Annotated in this window: 21 protein-coding genes; 15 read left to right on the plus strand and 6 right to left on the minus strand. The window is 66.6% G+C overall.

Translation table 11 applies throughout. From position 1 onward, the window contains the following. Window positions 1-5 precede the first annotated feature (5 nt). The 15 genes from sdhA (at window position 6) to accD (ending at window position 17,090) form a co-directional block, all read left to right on the plus strand. The gene (gene sdhA / locus PHR85_RS00155) at window positions 6-1,811 is read left to right on the plus strand and encodes a succinate dehydrogenase flavoprotein subunit (protein WP_300049037.1); all 1,806 of its coding nucleotides are present in this window, start codon (window positions 6-8) and stop codon (window positions 1,809-1,811) included. Window positions 1,812-1,830: 19 nt separating this feature from the next. Next, entirely contained in the window at window positions 1,831-2,535 is a 705-nt protein-coding gene (locus tag PHR85_RS00160; RefSeq protein WP_300049040.1) for a succinate dehydrogenase iron-sulfur subunit, read from the plus strand. Window positions 2,536-2,556: 21 nt separating this feature from the next. Then, window positions 2,557-2,829 (plus strand): succinate dehydrogenase assembly factor 2, encoded by a 273-nt coding sequence (locus tag PHR85_RS00165; RefSeq protein ID WP_300049043.1) that lies wholly within the window; start codon window positions 2,557-2,559, stop codon window positions 2,827-2,829. Window positions 2,830-2,869: 40 nt separating this feature from the next. Beyond that, a complete protein-coding gene (gene gltA / locus PHR85_RS00170; RefSeq protein ID WP_300049046.1) occupies window positions 2,870-4,180 on the plus strand; it encodes a citrate synthase in 1,311 nt (436 codons plus the stop codon). A gap of 124 nt (window positions 4,181-4,304) precedes the next feature. Continuing rightward, on the plus strand, window positions 4,305-5,726 hold the full coding sequence (gene leuC / locus PHR85_RS00175; protein WP_300049049.1) for a 3-isopropylmalate dehydratase large subunit: 1,422 nt from the start codon (window positions 4,305-4,307) through the stop codon (window positions 5,724-5,726). Window positions 5,727-5,746: 20 nt separating this feature from the next. Beyond that, complete coding sequence (leuD, locus tag PHR85_RS00180) at window positions 5,747-6,397, plus strand: 3-isopropylmalate dehydratase small subunit (RefSeq protein ID WP_300049052.1); 651 nt, start codon at window positions 5,747-5,749, stop codon at window positions 6,395-6,397. 57 nt (window positions 6,398-6,454) lie between these two features. Beyond that, on the plus strand, window positions 6,455-7,543 hold the full coding sequence (leuB, locus tag PHR85_RS00185; RefSeq protein WP_300049054.1) for a 3-isopropylmalate dehydrogenase: 1,089 nt from the start codon (window positions 6,455-6,457) through the stop codon (window positions 7,541-7,543). 97 nt (window positions 7,544-7,640) lie between these two features. Beyond that, window positions 7,641-8,759, plus strand: a complete 1,119-nt coding sequence (asd, locus tag PHR85_RS00190) for an aspartate-semialdehyde dehydrogenase (protein WP_300049057.1) — start codon at window positions 7,641-7,643, stop codon at window positions 8,757-8,759. Window positions 8,760-8,918: 159 nt separating this feature from the next. Then, on the plus strand, window positions 8,919-10,760 hold the full coding sequence (locus PHR85_RS00195; RefSeq protein WP_300049060.1) for a FimV/HubP family polar landmark protein: 1,842 nt from the start codon (window positions 8,919-8,921) through the stop codon (window positions 10,758-10,760). Between the two features lie 13 nt (window positions 10,761-10,773). Then, window positions 10,774-11,577 (plus strand): tRNA pseudouridine(38-40) synthase TruA, encoded by an 804-nt coding sequence (gene truA / locus PHR85_RS00200; protein WP_300049063.1) that lies wholly within the window; start codon window positions 10,774-10,776, stop codon window positions 11,575-11,577. Window positions 11,578-11,851: 274 nt separating this feature from the next. After that, window positions 11,852-13,264: an RNA-guided endonuclease IscB gene (gene iscB / locus PHR85_RS00205; protein WP_300049065.1), complete on the plus strand. Its 1,413-nt coding sequence runs from the start codon at window positions 11,852-11,854 to the stop codon at window positions 13,262-13,264. Continuing rightward, window positions 13,264-13,920: a phosphoribosylanthranilate isomerase gene (locus PHR85_RS00210; RefSeq protein WP_300049068.1), complete on the plus strand. Its 657-nt coding sequence runs from the start codon at window positions 13,264-13,266 to the stop codon at window positions 13,918-13,920. Before iscB ends, PHR85_RS00210 begins: the two co-directional genes overlap by 1 nt. A 96-nt stretch (window positions 13,921-14,016) precedes the next feature. Then, window positions 14,017-15,318: a tryptophan synthase subunit beta gene (gene trpB / locus PHR85_RS00215; RefSeq protein WP_300049071.1), complete on the plus strand. Its 1,302-nt coding sequence runs from the start codon at window positions 14,017-14,019 to the stop codon at window positions 15,316-15,318. Window positions 15,319-15,328: 10 nt separating this feature from the next. After that, window positions 15,329-16,147: a tryptophan synthase subunit alpha gene (gene trpA, locus PHR85_RS00220; protein WP_300049073.1), complete on the plus strand. Its 819-nt coding sequence runs from the start codon at window positions 15,329-15,331 to the stop codon at window positions 16,145-16,147. A gap of 70 nt (window positions 16,148-16,217) precedes the next feature. Then, window positions 16,218-17,090: an acetyl-CoA carboxylase, carboxyltransferase subunit beta gene (gene accD / locus PHR85_RS00225; protein WP_300049076.1), complete on the plus strand. Its 873-nt coding sequence runs from the start codon at window positions 16,218-16,220 to the stop codon at window positions 17,088-17,090. Between the two features lie 39 nt (window positions 17,091-17,129). Here the strand turns inward: accD and PHR85_RS00230 are convergent, their stop codons facing one another. From PHR85_RS00230 to recO, 6 genes are all read right to left on the minus strand, one after another. After that, window positions 17,130-17,360: a glycine zipper 2TM domain-containing protein gene (locus PHR85_RS00230; protein ID WP_300049079.1), complete on the minus strand. Its 231-nt coding sequence runs from the start codon at window positions 17,358-17,360 to the stop codon at window positions 17,130-17,132. Window positions 17,361-17,492: 132 nt separating this feature from the next. Continuing rightward, window positions 17,493-18,578 (minus strand): beta-N-acetylhexosaminidase, encoded by a 1,086-nt coding sequence (gene nagZ / locus PHR85_RS00235; RefSeq protein ID WP_300049081.1) that lies wholly within the window; start codon window positions 18,576-18,578, stop codon window positions 17,493-17,495. A gap of 74 nt (window positions 18,579-18,652) precedes the next feature. Beyond that, window positions 18,653-20,368: a DUF262 domain-containing protein gene (locus PHR85_RS00240; RefSeq protein ID WP_300049084.1), complete on the minus strand. Its 1,716-nt coding sequence runs from the start codon at window positions 20,366-20,368 to the stop codon at window positions 18,653-18,655. A 40-nt stretch (window positions 20,369-20,408) separates the two neighbouring features. Then, window positions 20,409-20,801, minus strand: a complete 393-nt coding sequence (gene acpS, locus PHR85_RS00245) for a holo-ACP synthase (protein ID WP_300049087.1) — start codon at window positions 20,799-20,801, stop codon at window positions 20,409-20,411. A gap of 17 nt (window positions 20,802-20,818) precedes the next feature. Next, the gene (locus PHR85_RS00250; protein ID WP_300049090.1) at window positions 20,819-21,607 is read right to left on the minus strand and encodes a pyridoxine 5'-phosphate synthase; all 789 of its coding nucleotides are present in this window, start codon (window positions 21,605-21,607) and stop codon (window positions 20,819-20,821) included. Window positions 21,608-21,621: 14 nt separating this feature from the next. Next, complete coding sequence (gene recO, locus PHR85_RS00255; RefSeq protein WP_300049093.1) at window positions 21,622-22,419, minus strand: DNA repair protein RecO; 798 nt, start codon at window positions 22,417-22,419, stop codon at window positions 21,622-21,624. Between the last annotated feature and the right edge of the window lie 4 nt (window positions 22,420-22,423).

Consider the following 22,423-nt stretch of genomic DNA (forward strand, 5'->3'; position numbering starts at 1 on the left):
AAGCCATGACCGCAACCGCAAACCTCCCCAAGCGCAAATTCGACGTCGTCATCGTCGGAGCCGGCGGCTCCGGCATGCGCGCCTCGCTGCAGCTCGCCCTGGCCGGCCTGAAGGTCGGCGTCCTGTCCAAGGTGTTCCCGACCCGCTCGCACACGGTGGCGGCACAGGGCGGCGTGTCCGCCTCGCTGGGCAACATGTCCGAAGACAACTGGCACTATCACTTCTACGACACCATCAAGGGCTCGGACTGGCTGGGTGACCAGGACGCGATCGAGTTCATGTGCCGCGAAGCGCCCAAGGTCGTCTACGAGCTTGAGCATTTCGGCATGCCGTTCGACCGCAACCCGGACGGCACCATCTACCAGCGTCCGTTCGGCGGCCACACCGCCAACTACGGCGAGAAGCCGGTGCAGCGCGCCTGCGCCGCGGCCGACCGCACCGGCCACGCCATGCTGCACACCCTGTACCAGCAGAACGTCTCGGCGCGCACCACCTTCTTCGTCGAGTGGATGGCGCTGGACCTGATCCGCGACGCCTCGGGCGACGTGCTGGGCGTGACCGCGCTCGAGATGGAAACGGGCGAGACCTACATCCTCGAAGCCAAGACCACGCTGCTGGCCACCGGCGGCGCCGGTCGCATCTTCGCGGCCTCGACCAACGCCTTCATCAACACCGGCGACGGCCTGGGCATGGCCGCGCGCGCCGGTATCCCGCTGCAGGACATGGAGTTCTGGCAGTTCCACCCGACCGGCGTGGCCGGCGCGGGCGTGCTGCTGACCGAAGGCTGCCGTGGCGAAGGCGCGATCCTGCTCAACAGCAACGGCGAGCGTTTCATGGAGCGCTACGCGCCGACCCTGAAGGACCTGGCACCGCGCGACTTCGTCTCGCGCTGCATGGACCAGGAGATCAAGGAAGGTCGTGGCTGCGGTCCGAACAAGGACTACGTGATGCTCAAGCTCAGCCACCTGGGCGCCGAGACCATCCACAAGCGCCTGCCCTCGGTCTACGAGATCGGCGTCAACTTCGCCAACGTCGACATCACCAAGGAAGACATTCCGGTGGTGCCGACCATCCACTACCAGATGGGTGGCATCCCGACCAACATCAACGGCCAGGTCGTCACCCCTGACGGCAACGGCGGTCAACGCATCATCAACGGTCTGTACGCGGTGGGCGAATGCGCCTGCGTGTCGGTGCACGGCGCCAACCGCCTGGGCACCAACTCGCTGCTCGACCTGCTGGTGTTCGGCCGCGCGGCCGGCAACCACATCGTGGCGAACTTCGACGCCAAGGCCGAGTACAAGCCGCTGCCGGCCGATGCCGCCGACAAGACGCTGGCCCGCCTGGCTCGCCTGGACGCCAGCCGCGAGGGCGAATACGCCCAGGACGTGGCCAACGACCTGCGCGCGACCATGCAGCAGCACGCCGGCGTCTTCCGCACCCAGGCCAGCATGGACGAGGGCGTCAGGAAGATCAACGCGATGCGCGCCCGCGTGGCCAACATCACGCTCAAGGACAAGTCCAAGGTCTTCAACACCGCGCGCATCGAGGCGCTGGAAGTCGACAACCTGATCGAAGCCGCGCAGGCGACGATGACCTCGGCCGCCGCCCGCCACGAATGCCGCGGCGCGCACACCGTCAACGACTACGAGCGTGGTGCCGACGACGCCGAATTCCCGCTGGGCCGCAACGACAAGGAGTGGATGAAGCACACCTTGTGGTGGAGCGAGACCAACAGCCTGACCTACAAACCGGTCAACCTCAAGCCGCTGACGGTGGAATCCGTTCCCCCGAAGGTCCGTACCTTCTAAGCGAGCACCGGAGCAAAAAATGGCAAAACGCACTTTCAAGATCTACCGCTACGACCCCGAGAAGGACGCCAAGCCCTACATGCAGACCATCGAGGTCGAGCTCGACGGGCATGAGCGCATGCTGCTCGACGCGCTGATGAAGCTGAAGGCGGTCGACCCGTCGATCTCCTTCCGCCGCAGCTGCCGCGAAGGCGTGTGCGGCTCGGACGCGATGAACATCAACGGCAAGAACGGCCTGGCCTGCCTGACCAACATGAACACGCTGCCAGGCGTGATCACCCTCAAGCCCCTGCCGGGCCTGCCAGTGATCCGCGACCTGATCGTGGACATGACGCTGTTCTTCAAGCAGTACCACTCGATCAAGCCCTACCTGATCAGCCACGTGCCGGCACCGCAAAAGGAGCGCCTGCAGAGCCCCGAGGAGCGCGAAGAGCTCAACGGCCTCTACGAGTGCATCCTGTGCGCGAGCTGCTCGACCAGCTGCCCGAGCTTCTGGTGGAACCCCGACAAGTTCGTCGGTCCCGCCGGCCTGCTGCAGGCCTACCGCTTCATCGCCGACAGCCGCGATGACGCCACCGCCGAGCGCCTCGACAACCTCGAGGATCCCTACCGTCTGTTCCGCTGCCACACCATCATGAACTGTGTGGATGTCTGCCCCAAGAGCCTGAACCCCACCAAGGCCATCGGCAAGATCAAGGAACTGATGGTCCGGCGCGCCATCTGACGCCCAAACCACGCACGAACCATGAACGACACCGACCTGCTGGACGAACGTGCCCTGAGCAAACTGCGCTGGCGCTGCCGGCGCGGACTGCTCGAGAACGACCTGTTCATCGAACGTTTCTTCGCTGAGCACGAATCTTGCATCACGGTGCGTCAGGCTCGTGCGATGACCGCACTGATGGACCTGTCGGATAACGACCTGCTCGATCTGCTGCTGCAGCGCAAAGAGCCGGAAGGCGATCTCGCCTCTGAAGAAGTCGTCGAACTGCTGGGTGTCTTGCGCACCCGGCATTGAACGCTGAGCCCCAACCTCACCAGTGCCCCTAGGAGAAGTTATGAAACTCGTTGACAATAAAGCCACCCTGTCGTTCAGCAACGGCGCGCCCAGCGTCGACCTGCCGGTCTACGCAGGCAACATCGGTCCGGACGTGATCGACATCCGCAAGCTGTACGCACAGACCGGCATGTTCACCTATGACCCGGGTTTCCTGTCGACGGCGTCCTGCCAGTCGGCCATCACCTACATCGACGGCGACAAGGGTGAACTGCTGTACCGCGGCTACCCGATCGAACAGATCGCGACCAACTGCGACTACCTCGACACCTGCTACCTGCTGCTCAACGGCGAACTGCCCAACGAGGGCGAGCGCAAGGACTTCCACAAGCTCGTGATCAACCACACCATGGTTCACGAGCAGATGCAGAGCTTCCTGAAGGGCTTCCGCCGCGACGCGCACCCGATGGCCGTCCTGACCGGCCTGGTGGGCGCCATGTCGGCCTTCTACCACGACAGCACCGACATCAACAATCCGGAGCATCGCCAGATCGCCGCGATCCGCCTGATCGCCAAGATGCCGACCCTGGTCGCCATGGCCTACAAGTACGGCACGGGCCAGCCCTTCGTCTACCCGCGCAACGACCTGTCCTACGCCGGCAACTTCCTGCGCATGATGTTCGCCACGCCTTGCGAGGATTACGTGGTCAACCCCGTGATCGAGCGCGCGGTGGACCGCATCTTCACGCTGCACGCCGACCACGAGCAGAACGCCTCGACCTCGACCGTGCGTCTGTGCGGTTCGTCGGGCACCAACCCGTTCGCCGCCATCGCGGCTGGCGTGGCCTGCCTGTGGGGCCCGGCACACGGCGGCGCCAACGAAGCCTGCCTGAACATGCTCGAGGAAATCCAGGCCAGCGGTGGCGTGGCCAAGGTCGGCGAGTTCATGGAGAAGGTCAAGGACAAGAACTCCGGCGTCAAGCTGATGGGCTTCGGTCACCGCGTCTACAAGAACTACGACCCGCGCGCCAAGCTGATGCAGGAAACCTGCAACGAAGTGCTGGCCGAACTGGGCCTCGAGAACGATCCGCTGTTCAAGCTGGCCAAGGAACTCGAGAAGATCGCGCTGGAAGACGACTACTTCGTGCAGCGCAAGCTCTACCCGAACGTCGACTTCTACTCCGGCATCGTGCAGCGCGCGATCGGCATCCCGGTCAACCTGTTCACCGGCATCTTCGCGCTGGCCCGCACCGTCGGCTGGATCGCCCAGCTCAACGAGATGATCAGCGACCCCGAGTACAAGATCGGCCGTCCGCGCCAGCTGTTCACCGGCTCCGTCAAGCGCGACGTGCCGCCGCTGGCACAGCGCTGATGCGCCGTCCTGCCTGAACGCATCCGCGATCAAAAGCCCGCCCCGTGCGGGCTTTTTTGTTCCGGTCCGGCCACTGGGCCTAAAATCTGAAGTTTGGCCACAACGAGTCACGAGAGATTCACGCATGGGACGCACCCTTTACGACAAGATCTGGGACGAGCATGTCGTCCACGTCGAGGAAGACGGCACCGCGGTGCTGTACATCGACCGCCACCTGGTTCATGAAGTGACGAGCCCGCAGGCCTTCGAGGGCCTGCGCGAGACCGGGCGCAAGCTCTGGCGCGTCAGCTCGGTCGTGGCCACCGCCGACCACAACACGCCGACCACCGGCTGGGAGCTCGGCTATGACGGCATCGCCGACCCGATCAGCAAGGAACAGATCACCACGCTGAACAGCAACATCGCGGAATTCGGCTCGGCGGCCTTCTTCCCCTTCATGTCGCAGCGTCAGGGCATCGTGCATGTGGTCGGCCCCGAGAACGGCGCCACCCTGCCCGGCATGACCGTGGTCTGCGGCGACAGCCACACCTCCACCCACGGCGCCTTCGGCGCGCTGGCGCATGGCATCGGCACCTCCGAGGTCGAGCATGTGATGGCGACCCAGACCCTGCTGGCCAAGAAGGCCAGGAACATGCTGGTCAAGGTCGAGGGCGACTGCGCCCCCGGCGTCGGCGCCAAGGACATCGTGCTGGCCATCATCGGCCGCATCGGCACCGCTGGCGGCACCGGCTACACGATCGAGTTCGGCGGCAGCGCGATCCGCGCCCTGTCGATGGAAGGCCGCATGACGGTCTGCAACATGGCGATCGAGGCCGGCGCGCGCGCGGGTCTGGTCGCCGTCGACGACAAGACCATCGAATACGTCAAGGGCCGCCCGCTGGCACCGACCGGGCCTGAGTGGGAGGCCGCCGTCGCCTACTGGCAGACCCTGCACTCCGATGCCGACGCGGTGTTCGACACCGTGGTCGAGCTCGACGCGACGCGGATCCAGCCGCAGCTCACCTGGGGCACCTCGCCCGAAATGGTGCTGCCGATCACCGCTTTGGTGCCGAATCCGGCCGATGAGCAGGATCCGAACAAGCGTGGTGCGATCGAGCGCGCGCTGGCCTACATGGATCTCAAGCCTGGCCAGCCGCTGGCCCAGATCCCGGTCGACAAGGTCTTCATCGGCTCCTGCACCAACAGCCGGATCGAGGACATGCGCGAAGCCGCCGCCCTGGTGCAGAAGCTGGGCCGCAAGGTCGCCGCCAACGTCAAGCAGGCGCTGGTGGTGCCCGGCTCGGGCCTGGTCAAGGCGCAGGCCGAGGCCGAGGGCCTGGACCAGATCTTCAAGGCCGCCGGTTTCGAGTGGCGCGAACCGGGCTGCTCGATGTGCCTGGCCATGAACGCCGACCGGCTGGAGCCAGGCGAGCGCTGCGCCTCGACCAGCAACCGCAACTTCGAAGGTCGACAGGGCGCGGGTGGCCGCACCCACCTGGTCAGCCCCGCGATGGCAGCCGCCGCCGCGATCGAAGGCCATTTCGTCGACATCCGCCAATTCGCCTGACCTCGCGCAGGAGTCCGACCATGAAGCAATTCACCCTCCTCAAGGGGCTCGTCGCCCCGATGGACCGCGAGAACGTCGACACCGACGCGATCATCCCGAAGCAGTTCCTGAAGTCGATCCGCAAGACCGGCTTCGGCCCCAACCTGTTCGACGAATGGCGCTACCTGGACGCGGGCTACCCCGGCCAGGACCCGGCCAGCCGCCAGCCGAACCCGGACTTCGTGCTGAACCAGCCGCGCTACGCGGGCGCCTCGGTGCTGCTGGCACGCAAGAACTTCGGCTGCGGCTCCTCGCGCGAGCATGCGCCCTGGGCGATCGACCAGTACGGCTTCCGTGCCGTCATCGCGCCGAGCTTCGCCGACATCTTCTTCAACAACTGCTTCAAGAACGGCCTGCTGCCTATTCAGCTGCCCGAGGCCACCGTGGCGCAGCTGTTCGACGAGGTCGCCGCCAACCCGGGCTACCAGCTGACGATCGACCTGGAGCGCCAGCTCATCGTCAAGCCCGACGGCAGCGAGATCGCCTTCGAGGTGCAGGCCTTCCGCAAGTACTGCCTGCTCAACGGCCTGGACGACATCGGACTGACCCTGCGCCACGCGGACAAGATCAAGGCCTTCGAGGCCTCCCGCCTGCAGGCCAAGCCCTGGCTGGCCCACACCATGCAGGGCTGAGCCCGGCCTACCTAGACATGCAGCCGCGCCAAGCGGCTGCCCCGACACGGAAATCCCATGAAAATCGCAGTTCTTCCCGGTGACGGCATCGGCACCGAAATCGTCGCCGAAGCGGTCAAGGTCCTGAATGTCCTCGGCCTCGACCTCCAGCTGGAGCAGGCCCTGGTCGGCGGCGCCGCCTACGAGGCGCACGGCCACCCGCTGCCCGAGTCCACGCTGAAGCTGGCACAGGAGTCGGACGCCATCCTGTTCGGCGCCGTCGGCGACTGGAAATATGACAAGCTGGATCGCCCGCTGCGCCCCGAGCAGGCCATCCTGGGCCTGCGCAAGCAGCTGGGCCTGTTCGCCAACTTCCGCCCGGCGATCTGCTACGAGCAGCTGGTCGACGCATCGAGCCTCAAGCCCGAGCTGATCGCGGGTCTGGACATCCTGATCATCCGCGAGCTGACCGGCGACATCTACTTCGGCCAGCCGCGCGGGCGCCGCATCGCGACCGACGGCCATTTCCCCGGTGCCGAGGAAGCCTTCGACACCATGCGCTACTCCAAGCCGGAGATCGAGCGCATCGCGCACGTCGCCTTCCAGGCCGCGCGCAAGCGCAGCAAGAAGGTCACCTCGGTCGACAAGGCCAACGTGCTCGAAACCTTCCAGTTCTGGAAGGATGTCATGATCGAGGTCTCCAAGGAGTACCCGGACGTCGCGCTCGAACACATGTATGTCGACAACGCCGCGATGCAGCTGGTCAAGAAGCCCAAGGCCTTCGACGTGCTGGTCACCGGCAACATGTTCGGCGACATCCTGAGCGACGAGGCCTCCATGCTGACCGGCTCGATCGGCATGCTGCCGTCGGCTTCGCTGAACGCCAAGGGCCAGGGCCTGTACGAGCCCAGCCACGGCAGCGCGCCCGACATCGCGGGCCAGGGCATCGCCAACCCGCTGGCTACAATCCTGTCTGCCGCCATGATGTTGCGTTTCTCCCTCAACCAGCCCGAAGCGGCCGATCGCATAGAAGCGGCGGTCAAGGATGTGCTGGCCGCGGGTTACCGCACGGCCGACATCTGGTCGGAAGGCACCAAGAAGGTGAGCACGAGCGAAATGGGCGACGCGGTGGTGGCTGCCATCACCAAGACCACCATTAAGGGCTGATTCAGCTCCGGTTCGTCGCGCCCCCACCCGGCCAGACGAGCCGGGCAAAACCAAACGGGGCTCAGGCCCCATCTTTTGTAACTTGAAAGGGTTTGCGATGAGCAAAGTGGGCAATCTGGTCGGCCTGGTGGGCTGGCGCGGCATGGTGGGTTCGGTCCTGATGGACCGCATGGTGGCCGAGGGCGACTTCGACCACATCGAACCGATCTTCTTCTCGACCTCGAACGCCGGCGGCAAGGCCCCGGCGCAGGCCAAGCAGCACACCCAGCTGCAGGACGCCAACGACATCGCGGCGCTGAGCCAGTGCGACATCGTCATCACCTGCCAGGGCGGCGACTACACCAAGGAAGTGTTCCCCAAGCTGCGCGCGGCCGGCTGGCAGGGCCACTGGATCGACGCGGCTTCGTCGCTGCGGATGGAATCCGACGCGGTGATCGTGCTCGACCCGGTCAACGACGAGCTGATCAAGCAATCGCTGGCCAATGGCGGCAAGAACTGGATCGGCGGCAACTGCACCAACTCCATCCTGCTGATGGGCCTGGGTGGTCTGTTCAAGGCCGGTCTGGTCGAATGGGTCAGCTCGATGACCTACCAGGCGGCTTCGGGCGGCGGAGCCAACCACATGCGCGAGCTGCTCAAGGGCATGGGCGTGGTCCACGCGGCCGTGGCCGACGAGCTGGCGACTCCGGCATCGGCCATCCTCGAGATCGACCGCAAGGTCGCCAAGACCATCCGCGAGGACGTGCCGACCGAGTTCTTCGGCGCCCCGCTGGCCGGCGGCCTGATCCCCTGGATCGACGTGCAGCTGCCCAACGGCCAGTCCAAGGAAGAGTGGAAGGGCCAGGCCGAGGTCAACAAGATCCTCGGCACCGAAGCCACCATTCCCGTGGACGGCCTGTGCGTGCGCATCGGCGCGATGCGCTGCCACAGCCTGGCGCTGACCTTGAAGCTCAAGAAGGACTTGCCGCTGGCAGAGATCGAGGCCATCATCCAGGGCGGCAACCCCTGGGTCAAGTTCGTCGAGAACGAGCGCGCCATCACCGTCAAGGAACTGACCCCGGCCGCCATCACCGGCGGGCTGGAAGTGGGCGTCGGCCGCGTGCGCAAGCTCAACATGGGTCCCGAGTACCTGTCGGCCTTCGTGATCGGCGACCAGCTGCTCTGGGGCGCTGCCGAGCCGCTGCGCCGCATGCTGCGCATCCTGCTGGCCGCCTGAGGCGGACCACAACACTGGCGGCCCGCACGGCCGCCCGCGGCCTCCCGGCTTTCCCCAGCCAGGGAGGTCGTATCATTTCAGCATGGGACCTGACCATGCCTTGTCACGGACGGATCTTGCTGCTATGGTAATTTCAGCCCTACCTGCATCGAGGTCAACGTGCACCCCATCCCAACCCATGCCGCCAGCCATACCCCTGTCCGCGCGACGGCCGCAACGAGCAGAGGCGATGGGGGCTGCTGGCAGAGCTGGGCTGGAGCCAGCCTGCTGCTGACCTGTTTGGCAGCGACCGATGCCTGGGGCTTCGCGCTCGGGCGCGCCCAGGTCCTGTCGGCAATCGGCGAGCCCTTGCGGGTCGTGGTGGACCTGCCCGCCCTGAGCCAGGAGGAAGCCGAGACGCTGCAAGTGGTCATCGCCCCCCCGGACGCCTTCCAGGCCTCCCAGCTCGAATACAAGCCCCTGCTGTCCGGCCTCAAGCTCGAAATCGAGCGCGGTCGCGACGGCGTAGCCAGACTGAAGCTGCAGGGCAGCCGGGCCGTCAACGAGGCCTATGTCGAACTGCTGCTGCAGGCCAGCTGGAAGGGCGGTCAGTTTACGAGGGACTACACCCTGCTGCTTGAACCGACGGGCACTGCGATGCCGCCCGAGCCGCCCTCGTCCATGACGGCGGCCACGCCGGCAGCCAGGCGCGTGGCGCCGGCCCCGCCGCGTCCCGGGACCAGCGCCAAGCCAGCGGAGAGACCCGAAGCCCAGCCCCGCACGGCGCGCAAGCCCGCACCAGAGTTGGCTGCCGCCCCCGCAGCGGCCCTTGCAGTGGCGCCAGCCCGGGTGCCCACCCCTGAACCGGCCACGACACCGCCCCCCGACGCCAAGGCACCTGTCGCGGCAGCGCCAGCCAGCCCCACCGGATCAACCGCTGCGCCGACTCCCGCCAAGGCGCCGGCGCCTGCCGTGACCACACCGCCAGCCGTCCCCGAGGGCGCATGGCCGACCCAGCCCACCCTGCTGGCAGCTGCCGCGCTGCTGCTGGCGGCACTGGCAGGCTGGCTGGTCTGGCAGCGCCAGCGCCAGCAGGCACAGGACCATGCCGACGCAGCGCGACTGGGGCCGGCGGGCTTGACCGTCGCGGCCGGCGCCGGGCCGTCGGCCGACACGAGCCGGTCCCTCTCGTCCATGATGGACTCGCCCGAGCAGATCGAGGCATCCGGCGAGATCGACCCGATCGCGGAAGCCGATGTCTACCTCGCCTACGGGCGGGTGCAACAGGCGGAGGACATCCTGCGCGATGCCCTGCTGGTGCACCCCGATCAAGCCTCGCTGCGCCTCAAGCTGCTGGAGATCGCCGTGCAGCGCCAGGACCGTGCAGCCTGCATGGCACTGCTGGGCCAGCTGTCGGTCCTGACCCGGGAGCAGGGGCCGGACTGGCAAGAGGCCAGCGAACTGGCCAGCCGGCTGCCACCCGAGCTGCCGGAGCCGGGGACTGCGAACCTCATGGACACGCCAACGGCCCCAGTCATCGAGCCCGCCACCCAGACATCCGCCTCGCCGGCACCAGCCGCGATGCCGCAGGATCTGCCCATCATCGACCTGAGCCTGTCCGCCCCCGAGCCCGTAGAAGCCCCGGAAGCCGCGACCGTGCCGCTGGACAATGGACTGGAATTCAGCCTGGACCTCGACCAGATCGGCAGCGCCAGCCCCCAGGAACCGCCTGCGGCCAGGGTGCCCGAATCCGCCAGGTCGGGATTGCCGGAACTGGCATTCGATTTCGAGCTCAAGCCGGAAAACAAGGCCGACGAGCTCACGGACCTGCTGGTATCCGAGGACAATAGCGTCTCCGACCCGCTGGCGACGCAACTGGAGCTGGCGCGGGAATTCCTGGCCCTGGGAGACGCCGATGGCGCCCGCTCCCTGGCCGAACGCGTTCTGGCCCGAGCCACCGGCGACCTGCAAGCCCGCGCCCGCGCGCTGCTGGAGCAACTGGAGGCGGCAAGGCCCCAATGAGAAAAGACCCATCTTGAGGATTGCACTCGGCATCAGCTATCTCGGCAGCGCCTACCAGGGCTGGCAAAGCCAGCCTAGCGGCAAGACCGTGCAGGACCAGCTGGAAAAGGCGCTCGCGCAGTTCGCCGACCAGCCGGTATCGACCTTGTGCGCGGGCCGCACCGATGCCGGCGTGCATGGCCTGATGCAGGTGGCGCACTTCGACACCGAGGTCTTGCGCGTCATGAACTCCTGGGTGCGCGGCACCAACCGCTACCTGCCCGACGACATCGCGGTGCAGTGGGCGCACGAGGTGCCCGCAACCTTCCACTGCCGCGCCAGTGCCGTCGCGCGCCGCTACGCCTATGTGCTGCTCGAGTCGCCGATCCGGCCCAGCCTGGACAGCGGACGAGTCGGTTGGGTGTTCCGCCCGCTCGACCAGGGCGCGATGGAAGAAGCCGCACAGCATCTGCTCGGCGAGCATGACTTCAGCAGCTTTCGCGCCGCGCAATGCCAGGCGCTGTCGCCGGTCAAGGACCTGCGCCGCATCGACATCAGCCGCCACGGCGCCTACTGGCGCTTCGAGTTCGAGGCCAGCGCCTTCCTGCATCACATGATTCGCAACATCATGGGCTGCCTGCTGGCGGTCGGCCAGGGACTGCGCAAGCCCGAATGGATGGCGGAAGTGCGCGACGCGCGCCGGCGCGAAATCGCCGCGCCCACCTTCTCGCCCGACGGGCTCTACTTCCTCGGCCCCCGCTACGAGCCGCACTGGGGCCTGCCCGACACCGTGGCCGGCTTCGACTGGCTACCCGGACAGTCAACTACCCCGCCCTGAAGGGCGGAGCTTGAGGGGAGAAATCTCTTCAAGCCAGGTTGACCAGGGAAAGCGGTAGCCAACCCGCTACGTTCATTGCAGGTCGTTGCGACGCACCAGTCCATGCTTCCTCAGTGGGCTGCTCTGCAAGGCCAAGATCATGCTGGCGAAAGGTAAAGCGCCGAAGGTCCTGGCCGCCGTGCCTTGCAGCACGGGAGCCGGTGATGGACATTCCCGAGGGGAGCCCTGTCGCCAGACAGGCGTCACCAGGCCCGTAAGGGCGGAAAGGTTTTGTGTGTCAGTGTTCGTATTGGATCGTCGGGGGCAACCCCTGATGCCGTGCAGCGAAAAGCGGGCCAGGCTGCTGCTGGAGCGCGGCAGGGCTCGCCTTCACCGCGTCGTCCCGTTCGTCATTCGTCTCATCGACCGCGAAGCGGACCGCTGCACCTTGCAGCCGCTGCGCGTCAAACTCGATCCGGGCAGCCGCACCACGGGGCTGGCCCTGGTGCGCGAGACCGAATCGGTCGAGCCCGACACCGGCGAAGTCCTCCCCGGCGCTGCCGTGCTGCAGCTGCTCGAACTCGCGCACCGGGGTCACGCCATCTCGGACGCCCTCACGGCTCGTCGCGCCATGCGCCGCCGCCGCCGTGGTCACCTGCGCTACCGTGCCCCGCGATTCCTCAACCGCCGCAGGGCCAAGGGCTGGCTACCGCCGTCGCTGCAACACCGCGTCAACACCAGCCTGGCCTGGGTCCAGCGGCTCCAGCGCTGGGCACCCGTCACCGCCCTGTCGAGCGAACTCGTGCGCTTCGATCTACAGGCTATCCAGAACCCCGAAATCTCCGGCGTCGAGTATCAGCAAGGTACGCTCGCCGGCTACGAAACCCGGGAATACCTCCTCGAAAAGTGGGACCGCACCTGCGCCTACTGCGGTGCCCAGAACGTACCGCTGCAAATCGAGCACATCCAGCCTCGCGCCCGGGGCGGCTCCGACCGCGTGAGCAACCTCACGCTGGCCTGCGCCTGCTGCAACCAGAAGAAGGGCGCCCAGCCGATCGAATCGTTCCTGGCGAAAGACCCGCAGCGCCTGCGCCGACTCCTGGCGCAAGCCCGACAACCGCTGAAGGATGCCGCCGCCGTCAACGCCACCCGCTGGGCACTGGCCCAAGCCCTCAAGGCCACCGGCCTGCCCGTCGAACTGGCCTCGGGCGGACGCACCAAGTTCAACCGCGCCCGGCTCGGTATCCCCAAGACCCATGCCCTCGATGCCGTTTGCGTCGGATCACTGGCCGCCATCGCCCATTGGCAGCGCCCCACGCTCATGATCAAGGCGACCGGACGCGGCAGCTACCAACGCACCCGTCTCAACAAGTTCGGTTTCCCCCGTGGCTACCTGATGCGAACCAAGCGCGTCAAAGGCTTCGGCACTGGCGATCTCGTCAAGGCCACCGTACCCACGGGCAAGAAAGTCGGTTGCTATACCGGCCGGGTCGCCGTCCGCGCCACCGGCAGCTTCAACATCCAAACCGGCTCCGAAGTCGTCCAAGGCGTCTCGCACCGCCATTGCCGCCTCATCCAGCGCAATGACGGCTACGGCTACTCTCAACAACAGATTTTCACGAAAAAGGAAGCGGGAGAGGGTCGTGCCAAGCGCACGACGCCGCTCTGCCTCCCCGGCCTGAAGGCCGAGGTTTCCCGCGCAATTTGATGAAACGTACCCGAATCAAGATCTGCGGCCTGACCCGCGAAACCGATGTGCTGCACGCGGTGCAGGCTGGCGCCGACGCGATCGGCTTCGTGCTCTACCCACCCAGCCCGCGCGCCGTCACGCCGCAGCGCGCCGGGGAACTGGCCCGGCTGCTGCCGCCCTTCGTCACCCCGGTGCTGCTGTTCGTCAACGCCAGCGCCGACGAGATCGCGGCAGGCCTGCGGGCGGTGCCCAACGCGCTGCTGCAGTTCCACGGTGACGAGACGCCGCAACAATGCCGTGCCGCCGCCCGGCCCTTCCTGCGCGCCGCGCGGGTGCCGGTCGGCGATGGCGCGCGCCAGTTCGATCTTCTAGAATACGCCCAGGATTACGCGGATGCCCAGGCCATCTTGCTCGACGCCCATGTGCAGGGCTACGGCGGCGGCGGCATCTCATTCGACTGGACAGCCTTCAATTGGTCACACCCGCAACTAAACGCCAGCGCTCGCCTCGTTTTGTCTGGTGGACTCACACCTGCAAACGTGATCGATGGCATCCGGCTCGTGCGCCCCTGGGCGGTTGACGTGAGCTCGGGCGTGGAGTCCGCCAAGGGCATCAAGAACCCCGAGCTGATCGACCGCTTCGTCGCCGCCGTGCGCCAGGCCGACGCGACCTGAGACATCCTGGCTGCCACCCATGCGGGAGCGGCAGCCCCCCTTCCCGGACCCCAGGGCGCGCGTCAGGCGTCGCCCTCACCAGATCGGAAACCAGCCATGTTTGACTACCACCAACCCGACGCCAAGGGCCATTTCGGCCCCTACGGCGGCAGCTTCATCAGCGAGACGCTGACGCACGCAATCCAGGAGCTCAAGGACGCCTACGCCCAGTACCAGCATGATCCGGCCTTCCTGGCCGAGTTCCATTACGAGCTCAAGCATTTCGTCGGTCGCCCCTCGCCGATCTACCACGCCGCCCGCACCAGTCGCGAGATGGGCGGCGCGCAGATCTTCCTCAAGCGCGAGGACCTGAATCACACCGGCGCGCACAAGATCAACAACGTGATCGGCCAGGCCATGCTCGCCAAGCGCATGGGCAAGCCGCGCGTGATCGCCGAGACCGGCGCCGGCCAGCATGGCGTGGCGACCGCGACCATCTGCGCGCGCTACGGCCTCGAATGCGTGGTCTACATGGGAGCCGAGGACGTCAAGCGCCAGAGCCCCAACGTCTACCGCATGAAGCTGCTCGGCGCCACCGTGGTGCCGGTCGAGTCCGGCAGCCGTACCTTGAAGGACGCGCTCAACGAAGCCATGCGCGACTGGGTCACCCATGTCGAGAACACCTTCTACATCATCGGCACCGTGGCCGGCCCGCACCCCTACCCGATGATGGTGCGCGACTTCCAGAGCGTGATCGGCGAGGAATGCCTGACCCAGATGCCCGAGATGCTGGGCGAGCTGCGCCTGCCGGGCAACGGCGCCGAACTGCAGCCCGATGTCGTCGTGGCCTGCGTCGGCGGTGGCAGCAACGCGATGGGCATCTTCCACCCCTATATCTCGCACGACAAGACCCGCCTGATCGGGGTCGAGGCCGCCGGCGAGGGCCTGGAGAGCGGCAAGCATTCGGCCTCGCTGCAGCTGGGCCAGCCCGGCGTGCTGCACGGCAACCGCACCTACATCCTGCAGAACGAGGACGGCCAGATCACCGAGACGCACAGCGTCAGCGCCGGCCTGGACTACCCCGGCGTCGGCCCCGAGCATGCCTACCTGAAGGACATCGGCCGCGCCGAGTATGTCGGCATCACCGACCAGGAAGCGCTCGATGCCTTCCACTACCTCTGTCGCACCGAGGGCATCATCCCCGCGCTGGAGTCCAGCCACGCGCTGGCCTACGCGATGAAGCTGGCCAAGACCATGCGCGGCGACCAGACCATCCTGGTCAACCTGTCGGGTCGCGGCGACAAGGACATCGGCACCGTCGCCGACCTGTCCCAGGCCGATTTCTACTGCCGCCCGAGCTGCCGCGGCCAGACCGTCAAGGGCGAATACGAGCCCGTCACCCTGAGCCCGCGCGCCTGAGGAACCCGAAATGAGCCGCATCGAAACCACCTTCCAGCAGCTGCAGGCCCAGGGCCGCAAGGCACTGATCCCCTACGTCACCGCCGGCTTCCCCTACCCCGACATCACGCCCGAACTGCTGCATGCCTTTGTCGCGGCCGGCTGCGACGTGATCGAGCTCGGCGTGCCGTTCTCGGACCCGATGGCCGACGGCCCGGTGATCCAGAAGGCCGGCGAGAAGGCGCTGTCCTTTGGCGTCGGTCTGAGCCAGGTGCTGGCCATGGTGAGCAAATTCCGCCAGCAGGATGCCACGACCCCGGTCGTGCTGATGGGCTATGCCAACCCGGTCGAGCGCTACGAGCTCAAGCACGGCCAGCACAGCTTCGCGCGCGACGCGGCGGCGGCCGGCGTCGACGGCGTGCTGATCGTCGACTACCCGCCCGAGGAATGCGAGGAATTCGCCGCCACGCTGAAATCGCACGGACTGGACCTGATCTTCCTGCTGGCGCCGACCTCGACCGACGAGCGCATGGCGCAGGTCGGCCGCATCGCCAGCGGCTACGTCTACTACGTGTCGCTCAAGGGCGTGACCGGCGCCGGCCACCTCGACACCGACGCGGTCGAGGCCATGCTGCCGCGCATCCGCCAGCGCGTGAACACGCCGGTCGGCGTGGGCTTCGGCATCCGCGACGCGGCCACCGCCTGCGCGGTCGGCCGCAGCGCCGACGCGGTGGTGATCGGCACCAGGATCATCCAGCTGATCGAGCACGAGCCGCGCGAGCGTGTCGCCACCGTGGCGGCCGAGTTCCTGGGCGGCATCCGTCAGGCGCTCGACGGCTTACGCGCATAATCACGGCCATTCGCGCGCCCGGTCGCCCTCCAGCGGCCGGGCCACCACCGCCATCAAGCAAGGAGAATCCATGTCCTGGCTGGAAAAACTGCTTCCCCCCAAGATTTCCCGCACCGACCCCAGCGCACGCCGCAGCATGCCCGAGGGCCTGTGGATCAAGTGCCCGAGCTGCGACGCCGTGCTCTACAAGACCGACCTGGAAAAGAACCAGAACGTCTGCCCGCACTGCTCGCACCATCACCGGATCGGCGCGCGCCAGCGCCTGAACGCCTTCCTCGATGCCGAGGGACGCTACGAGATCGGCCAGGAAGTGATCACGGTCGACTCGCTCAAGTTCAAGGACAGCCGCAAGTACCCCGAACGCCTGAAAGAGGCGCTGGAAGCGACCGGCGAGACCGATGCCCTGGTCGTCCAGGGTGGCGCCATCCACACCCTCCCGGTCGTGGTGGCCTGCTTCGAATTCGACTTCATGGGCGGCTCGATGGGCTCGGTGGTCGGCGAGCGCTTCGTGCGCGGCGTCGAGACCGCGATCGAGCAGAAGGTGCCCTTCATCTGCTTCACCGCCACCGGCGGCGCCCGCATGCAGGAAGGCCTGCTGTCGCTGATGCAGATGGCCAAGACCAACGCCGCGCTGACCCGGCTGGCCAAGAAGGGCCTGCCCTACATCAGCGTGCTGACCGATCCGACCATGGGCGGCGTCTCGGCCGGCTTCGCCTTCGTCGGCGACGTGGTGATCGCCGAGCCCAAGGCGCTGATCGGCTTCGCCGGCCCGCGCGTGATCGAGAACACCGTGCGCGTCAAGCTGCCCGAAGGTTTCCAGCGCGCCGAATTCCTGCAGACCAAGGGCGCGGTCGACTTCATCTGCGACCGCCGCGAACTGCGCGCGACCATTGCCAGCACCCTGGCCATGCTGCAGCGCCAGAGCGCCGACGCGGTGGCCTGAACTTCAAGGCTTCGCCACGCCAGGGTGCTGGACATGCGTCTAGCGACGCCTGGAGTGGCCGTCGGTACCGTTGCCGATGACGCCACCGATGGCGGCCCCGCCGAGGGTGCCCAGGGTGCTGCCACCCGTCAGGATCGAGCCCGCCACGGCCCCCACCCCGGCACCGACCGCCGCGTTCTGCTGCCGGTGGGACATGGGGGCGCAGGCCATCATGGCGGGCAACAACAAGAGGGCGGTCAGGGGCTTGGCCAGCCGGGCGATGTTCTTCATGATCAAATACCTATGCCGAAATGTACAGACTGTCTGGATAGGGATACTGTATGTTCGTTATGCGGCTGATCGCGGCTTGCGGGTGTTTCAGTCTGTATCCATTGGTGCCGACATGTGTCAGTACAGGCGATCTCAGGGCAGTAACCCCAGCGCGTGCATGTAGCGCGGCTCCACCATCAGCTCGTCCCATTTCAGCGCCTTGGCCTTGGGCAGCAGGTCGAGCCGGCGCAGTTCGCTGGCCTCGCGCGGCGTCCAGCGGCCCTTGAGCAGCGCCTCGCCCATGCCGGCGAGGAATTCGTCGATCGCCCGGCCCTCGTCGAGCAGCGACTGGTTGCACAGCAACACCAGGTCGCAGCCGGCTTCGAGCGCGGTGATCGCGGCCTCGGTGTAGCTGAGCTCGCGGCCCGCGAGCTGGCGCGCGCCCTTCATCGACAGGTCGTCGCTGAACACCGCCCCCTTGAAGCCCAGGCGGCGGCGCAGCACCTCGCCCAGCCAGAGGCTGGAGAAGCCCGCCGGGCGCGCGTCGACCTGCGGGTAGATCACATGGGCCGGCATCACGCTGCTCAGTGACGCATTGAGCCAGCCGTAGGGCGCGGCGTCATCGGCCAGGATGGCGTCCAGCACCCGTTCGTCGACCGGCATGTCCACATGCGAGTCGGCCGTCGCCCAGCCGTGACCGGGGAAATGCTTGCCGCAGTTGGCCATGCCGGCCTGGCGCAGGCCGTGCATCAGCGCCTGCGCCAGCAGCGTCACCAGGCGCGGGTCGCGCGCGAAGGCGCGGTCGCCGATCACGCCGCTGCCGCCATGGTCGAGGTCGAGCACCGGCGCGAAGCTGAGATCGACCCCGCAGGCGCGCAGCTCGGACGCCAGCACATAGCCGGCCGCCGTCGCGGCATTGCAGGCGGCCAGCGCGGCGGCACCAGTGGCGGCGCCCTCGCCTTCGAGCCAGATCTGGCCGAAGGCGCGCATCGGCGGCAGGTGGGTGAAGCCGTCACGTCGGAAGCGCTGCACGCGCCCGCCCTCGTGGTCGACGCAGATCAGCAGATCGGAGCGGAGCTTCTTGATCTTGCGGCAGAGCTTGGCCAGCTGCGCGCGGTTCTCCCAGTTGCGGGCGAACAGGATGATGCCGCCGACCAAGGGATGTTCGAGCCGCTTCTTGTCGGTCTTGGTCAGCTTGGTGCCGGCGATGTCGATGATCAGCGGGGAGTGGTAGGTCATCTTTTTTTCTTTACACCATGACTGGATCGGTTGAATGGATCGGATCCGGGACAGATATCGCCTGACCTCGGACCTCAAGAAATCTGATCGATTCGCCAGACCACGGCGGCCAGTTTGGCCAGGGTTTTCTGGCGTGCGGCGATGCGCTCGGGAGTCCAGTCGGCATTGCCGTCTGCAAGCTTGTGCGTCAGGCCAAAGCCGCTGGCCAGCAAGACCGGGCGCTTGACCGCATAGCTGGCATTGCCGAGGTCCTTGTTGGCGCCCCTGGCCAGCAGGACCATGTTGCCCAGGCGGTACACCAGCGCCTCCACTTCCTCGTCGGTAAACTGCCCCCAGCCCTGCTCCGGGTTCTGCGGCAATACATGCTCGATGTTGAAGGCATCGCTCTCGAACTCGTAATCCAGCCCGCTGTGCTGACGCTCCAGCTCACACAGGATATAGCGGACCACTCGGTTGTTGCGTGCATCGGTGGTGCGGATCACCTTGTCGGCGAACATGGCCTTGAAGGATTCGTCGCGCGGGTAGATTTCCTGCAAGCAGGCCAGCACATCGCCTGCATGAGTCATGGACTCGGCCTGGATCTTCTGCGCGGCGGCGTAATAAACGCGCTCCTGCTCGTTGGTCGGCTGGTTGCCGATGACGTTGTAGCGCAAGGCAATCACGACACAGCCGCGCAGCACCTTGGCAAACTGCTCTGGCGGCAAGGCGCGATGCGCCGCCAGGATCAGCGGAAAAGGCTGCCTGACCCTGAACATGCGCAATTGTTGGGCATGGCTCTTGAGCGTGGCGTTCCAGTGCGAGGATTCCGGATTGGTCAGCGCGAGGTAGGTATCCATGTCCTCTTCCATACCGCGCAGCAGCTCGAACACGCTGGCCCGGTCCGTCACCCGCTGCCTGATGGTCTTGAAGAGATCCGACTGGCGCACGAAAGTCTTGCGGCTGTTCCAATGACTGCGCAGGAAATCGGGAAAACTCTCCGCCCCCAGGCGCGAGACCATGGACTCCCATCGGTCTTCAAGCACTTGCATTTCATGAGCATGCTCATTGCTCTTGCTCAGCACCGAGAACAGGTAGTTCTTCAGCAGATCGGTGGATGACAGCCGCACACCACGGGCATTGAGCGTCTCGAACACCTTGTAGGCATTGAGCTCATCCGTGACGCTGATGACCGTGAAGAACAGGCGGTCGCTCATGGTTTCGAGCAGACTGGCCAGTGCCACGCCCTCGTCACCCACCTGCTTCTTGACATAGTCGCGCACCCGCTTGTCATACCATTCGAAGGCCTTGCGCAGACTGTGCTCCGAGGCACGAAAGCCGCGTTGCGGCAAATGCCCCAGCGGCACCAGGTAGGTCTTGAAGTAGCTGTCGTTGTTGCGGTTGAGCGTCAGCTTGTTGCGCGTCACCAAGGTAACCGGATCGAGATAACCCACATAGGTGTTGCGTATCTGGTCGAGACGCTGCCGGTTATGGTCTGGATTCTTGCCTTCGTCGATCAGGCGCTGCAGGTTCTTGAGCACGGCCAGCACGATCAAGCTCAAGGTCGTGAGGCGCTGCTGTCCGTCGATGACATCGAAGCTCTTTTCATCCTGCGACTGCAGCACGAGGTAACCCATGTAATGAGCGGGTTCGCCCCCCTCCTGAACAGTCCCCTGTATGTCAGCCCAGAGATCCTCCCATTCGGCATCGGTCCAGCTGTAGTCACGCTGGAAACGCGGAATGCGGTAAGTCAGGCCGTTGCCGATCAACTTGCGGTAGGTATTGTTCTCGGTCTTGAAATTGGTGGCGGACATGATGACTCGGTACGCAGACGGGTGAATCTGACCATTCAGGTCAAGGGCGTTCCACCACCACGAAGCTGGCGGCGTAATCGGTTTCGTCGGTGACACTGACATGGGCGCTCAGGCCCTGTCCTTCGAACCAGTCCTTCAGGCCGCGATGCAGCCGGATCACGGGCTGGCCGCTGGGCAGCTTGGCGATCTCGCAGTCGCGCCAGGTCATCGGCATGCGCATGCCCAGTCCGATCGCCTTGCTGAAGGCCTCCTTGGCCGAGAAGCGGGTCGCCAGGTAGCGCACGCCGCGCTCGGGCCAGCGCTCGCTGCGCTGTCGCCAGGTCACGAGCTCGGCATCAGACAGGATTTTCTCGGCGAAGCGCTCGCCGTGGCGCGAGAGGCTCTCGCGGATGCGGCGCACGTCACAGATGTCGTTGCCGATGCCGTAGATCATGGTCCGGGCCGGTGGCTTCAGGCGCGCGCGGCGGCGATGCAGTCCAGATAGGCCTGCACGGTGGCGCGGTAGCCGAGCTCGAGCGCGTCGGCGATCAGCGCGTGGCCGATCGAGACCTCGGCCACGCCCGGCACTCCGCGCAGGAAATCGACCAGGTTGTCGCGGTTGAGGTCATGGCCGGCGTTGACCCCCAGGCCGGCGTCCAGCGCGGCCTGGGCTGCCGCGCGGTAGCGTGCAAGCTGCTCGGCTTGCGCCGCATGGCCCCAGGCGGCGGCATAGGGTTCGGTGTAGAGCTCGATGCGGTCCGCGCCCAGCGCCTTGACCTGCGCCATGGCCCCGGGCAGCGGGTCCATGAACAGGCTCACGCGCACGCCGAGCGCGCGGCACTCGTTGATGAGCGGGCGCAGGCGCTCGCCATCCTGCGCCAGGTTCCAGCCATGGTCGCTGGTGAACTGGCCCTCGCTGTCGGGCACGAAGGTGGCCTGCCGAGGCCGCACCTGGCGCACGATGTCCATCAGGTTGTGGAAGGGGTTGCCCTCGATGTTGAACTCGCGCTGCGGCCAGTCCTGCAGCAGGTCCTGCAGGTCGAACACGTCCTGCTCGCGGATGTGCCGGCCATCCGGGCGCGGGTGGATCGTGATGCCTTGCGCGCCGGCTTCCAGGCATTGCTGCGCGGCGCGCGTGACGCTCGGAATGCCGAGGTGGCGGGTGTTGCGCACCAGCGCCACCTTGTTGACGTTGACGGACAGCGCGGTGGGCAATACGGAATGCGGCTGGACGCTGAGCAGGGAAGCGGTGGAATTCATGGGGTCGGGAGGGTTCAGGCGGGTGAGGGGCGCAGGCGCCGCAGGTCCAGCATCAGCTGGCGGGTCTGGAACACGCGCACACCGCTATGGTAGTGCAGCAGCTCGCGCAGCGGCTGGCGCAAGGCGTTGCCGCGCGCGCCATGGCAAGCCTGCAGCAGCGCTGAAAAAGGCTGGGGATCGTCCAGCGCGGCCTGCAGCGCCAGCCAGGACTCGCCCGGCAGGGCATGGTGGGCTGGTGGCGGCAGGCCGCCCGCTGCCGGGATCAGACGCAGCCCGGACTCGGGCTCAAGCCGGTAATGCGCGCCGGGCCGCAGCGGCGCCAGGCTGGCGCATTCGAGATCAAGCCCAGGCAGCAGGCCCGCCTCGCGCAGGATCAGCAGCTCGAAGGCGCGCACCACGGCGGCCTGCGCCTGCCGGCCCTCGGCCAGCGCCCGCACGGCAGCGGCGTAATGGTCGAACAGTTGGGGATGCGCGTCCTCGCGCGCGAGCAGCTTGAGCAGCAGCTCGTTGAGGTAATAACCCGCCAGCAACTGGTCGCCCGAGGGCATCACATGCCCGCCCTGCCACTGCGCGCTGCGCAGCGTGCGGACCTCGGCGTCGCCACCCCAGCCCAGCCGCAGCGGCTGCAGTGGCAGCAGCACCGGCCGATACTGGGAAGTCGGGCGCTTGACGCCCTTGGCCACCAGCGCGACGCGGCCGTGACTGCGGCTGAACAGCTCCAGGATCAGGCTGGATTCGCTCCAGTCATGGCGGTGCAGCACATAGGCCGGTTCGTCATGGACGCGCGGCAGCTTGGGCCTGGGGCTGGCCATGAGC

The organism is Malikia sp. (assembly GCF_028687635.1).
In the GTDB taxonomy this organism is placed as follows: domain Bacteria; phylum Pseudomonadota; class Gammaproteobacteria; order Burkholderiales; family Burkholderiaceae_C; genus Malikia.

Excerpts from the sequence above, each read along its gene's own strand:
- sdhA (WP_300049037.1), top strand. The coding sequence starts at position 6 with ATGACCGCAACCGCAAACCTCCCCAAGCGCAAATTCGACGTCGTCATC.
- PHR85_RS00160 (WP_300049040.1), top strand. The coding sequence starts at position 1,831 with ATGGCAAAACGCACTTTCAAGATCTACCGCTACGACCCCGAGAAGGAC.
- PHR85_RS00165 (WP_300049043.1), top strand. The coding sequence starts at position 2,557 with ATGAACGACACCGACCTGCTGGACGAACGTGCCCTGAGCAAACTGCGC.
- gltA (WP_300049046.1), top strand. The coding sequence starts at position 2,870 with ATGAAACTCGTTGACAATAAAGCCACCCTGTCGTTCAGCAACGGCGCG.
- leuC (WP_300049049.1), top strand. The coding sequence starts at position 4,305 with ATGGGACGCACCCTTTACGACAAGATCTGGGACGAGCATGTCGTCCAC.
- leuD (WP_300049052.1), top strand. The coding sequence starts at position 5,747 with ATGAAGCAATTCACCCTCCTCAAGGGGCTCGTCGCCCCGATGGACCGC.
- leuB (WP_300049054.1), top strand. The coding sequence starts at position 6,455 with ATGAAAATCGCAGTTCTTCCCGGTGACGGCATCGGCACCGAAATCGTC.
- asd (WP_300049057.1), top strand. The coding sequence starts at position 7,641 with ATGAGCAAAGTGGGCAATCTGGTCGGCCTGGTGGGCTGGCGCGGCATG.
- PHR85_RS00210 (WP_300049068.1), top strand. The coding sequence starts at position 13,264 with ATGAAACGTACCCGAATCAAGATCTGCGGCCTGACCCGCGAAACCGAT.
- trpB (WP_300049071.1), top strand. The coding sequence starts at position 14,017 with ATGTTTGACTACCACCAACCCGACGCCAAGGGCCATTTCGGCCCCTAC.
- trpA (WP_300049073.1), top strand. The coding sequence starts at position 15,329 with ATGAGCCGCATCGAAACCACCTTCCAGCAGCTGCAGGCCCAGGGCCGC.
- accD (WP_300049076.1), top strand. The coding sequence starts at position 16,218 with ATGTCCTGGCTGGAAAAACTGCTTCCCCCCAAGATTTCCCGCACCGAC.
- PHR85_RS00230 (WP_300049079.1), bottom strand. The coding sequence starts at position 17,360 with ATGAAGAACATCGCCCGGCTGGCCAAGCCCCTGACCGCCCTCTTGTTG.
- nagZ (WP_300049081.1), bottom strand. The coding sequence starts at position 18,578 with ATGACCTACCACTCCCCGCTGATCATCGACATCGCCGGCACCAAGCTG.
- PHR85_RS00240 (WP_300049084.1), bottom strand. The coding sequence starts at position 20,368 with ATGTCCGCCACCAATTTCAAGACCGAGAACAATACCTACCGCAAGTTG.
- acpS (WP_300049087.1), bottom strand. The coding sequence starts at position 20,801 with ATGATCTACGGCATCGGCAACGACATCTGTGACGTGCGCCGCATCCGC.
- PHR85_RS00250 (WP_300049090.1), bottom strand. The coding sequence starts at position 21,607 with ATGAATTCCACCGCTTCCCTGCTCAGCGTCCAGCCGCATTCCGTATTG.
- recO (WP_300049093.1), bottom strand. The coding sequence starts at position 22,419 with ATGGCCAGCCCCAGGCCCAAGCTGCCGCGCGTCCATGACGAACCGGCC.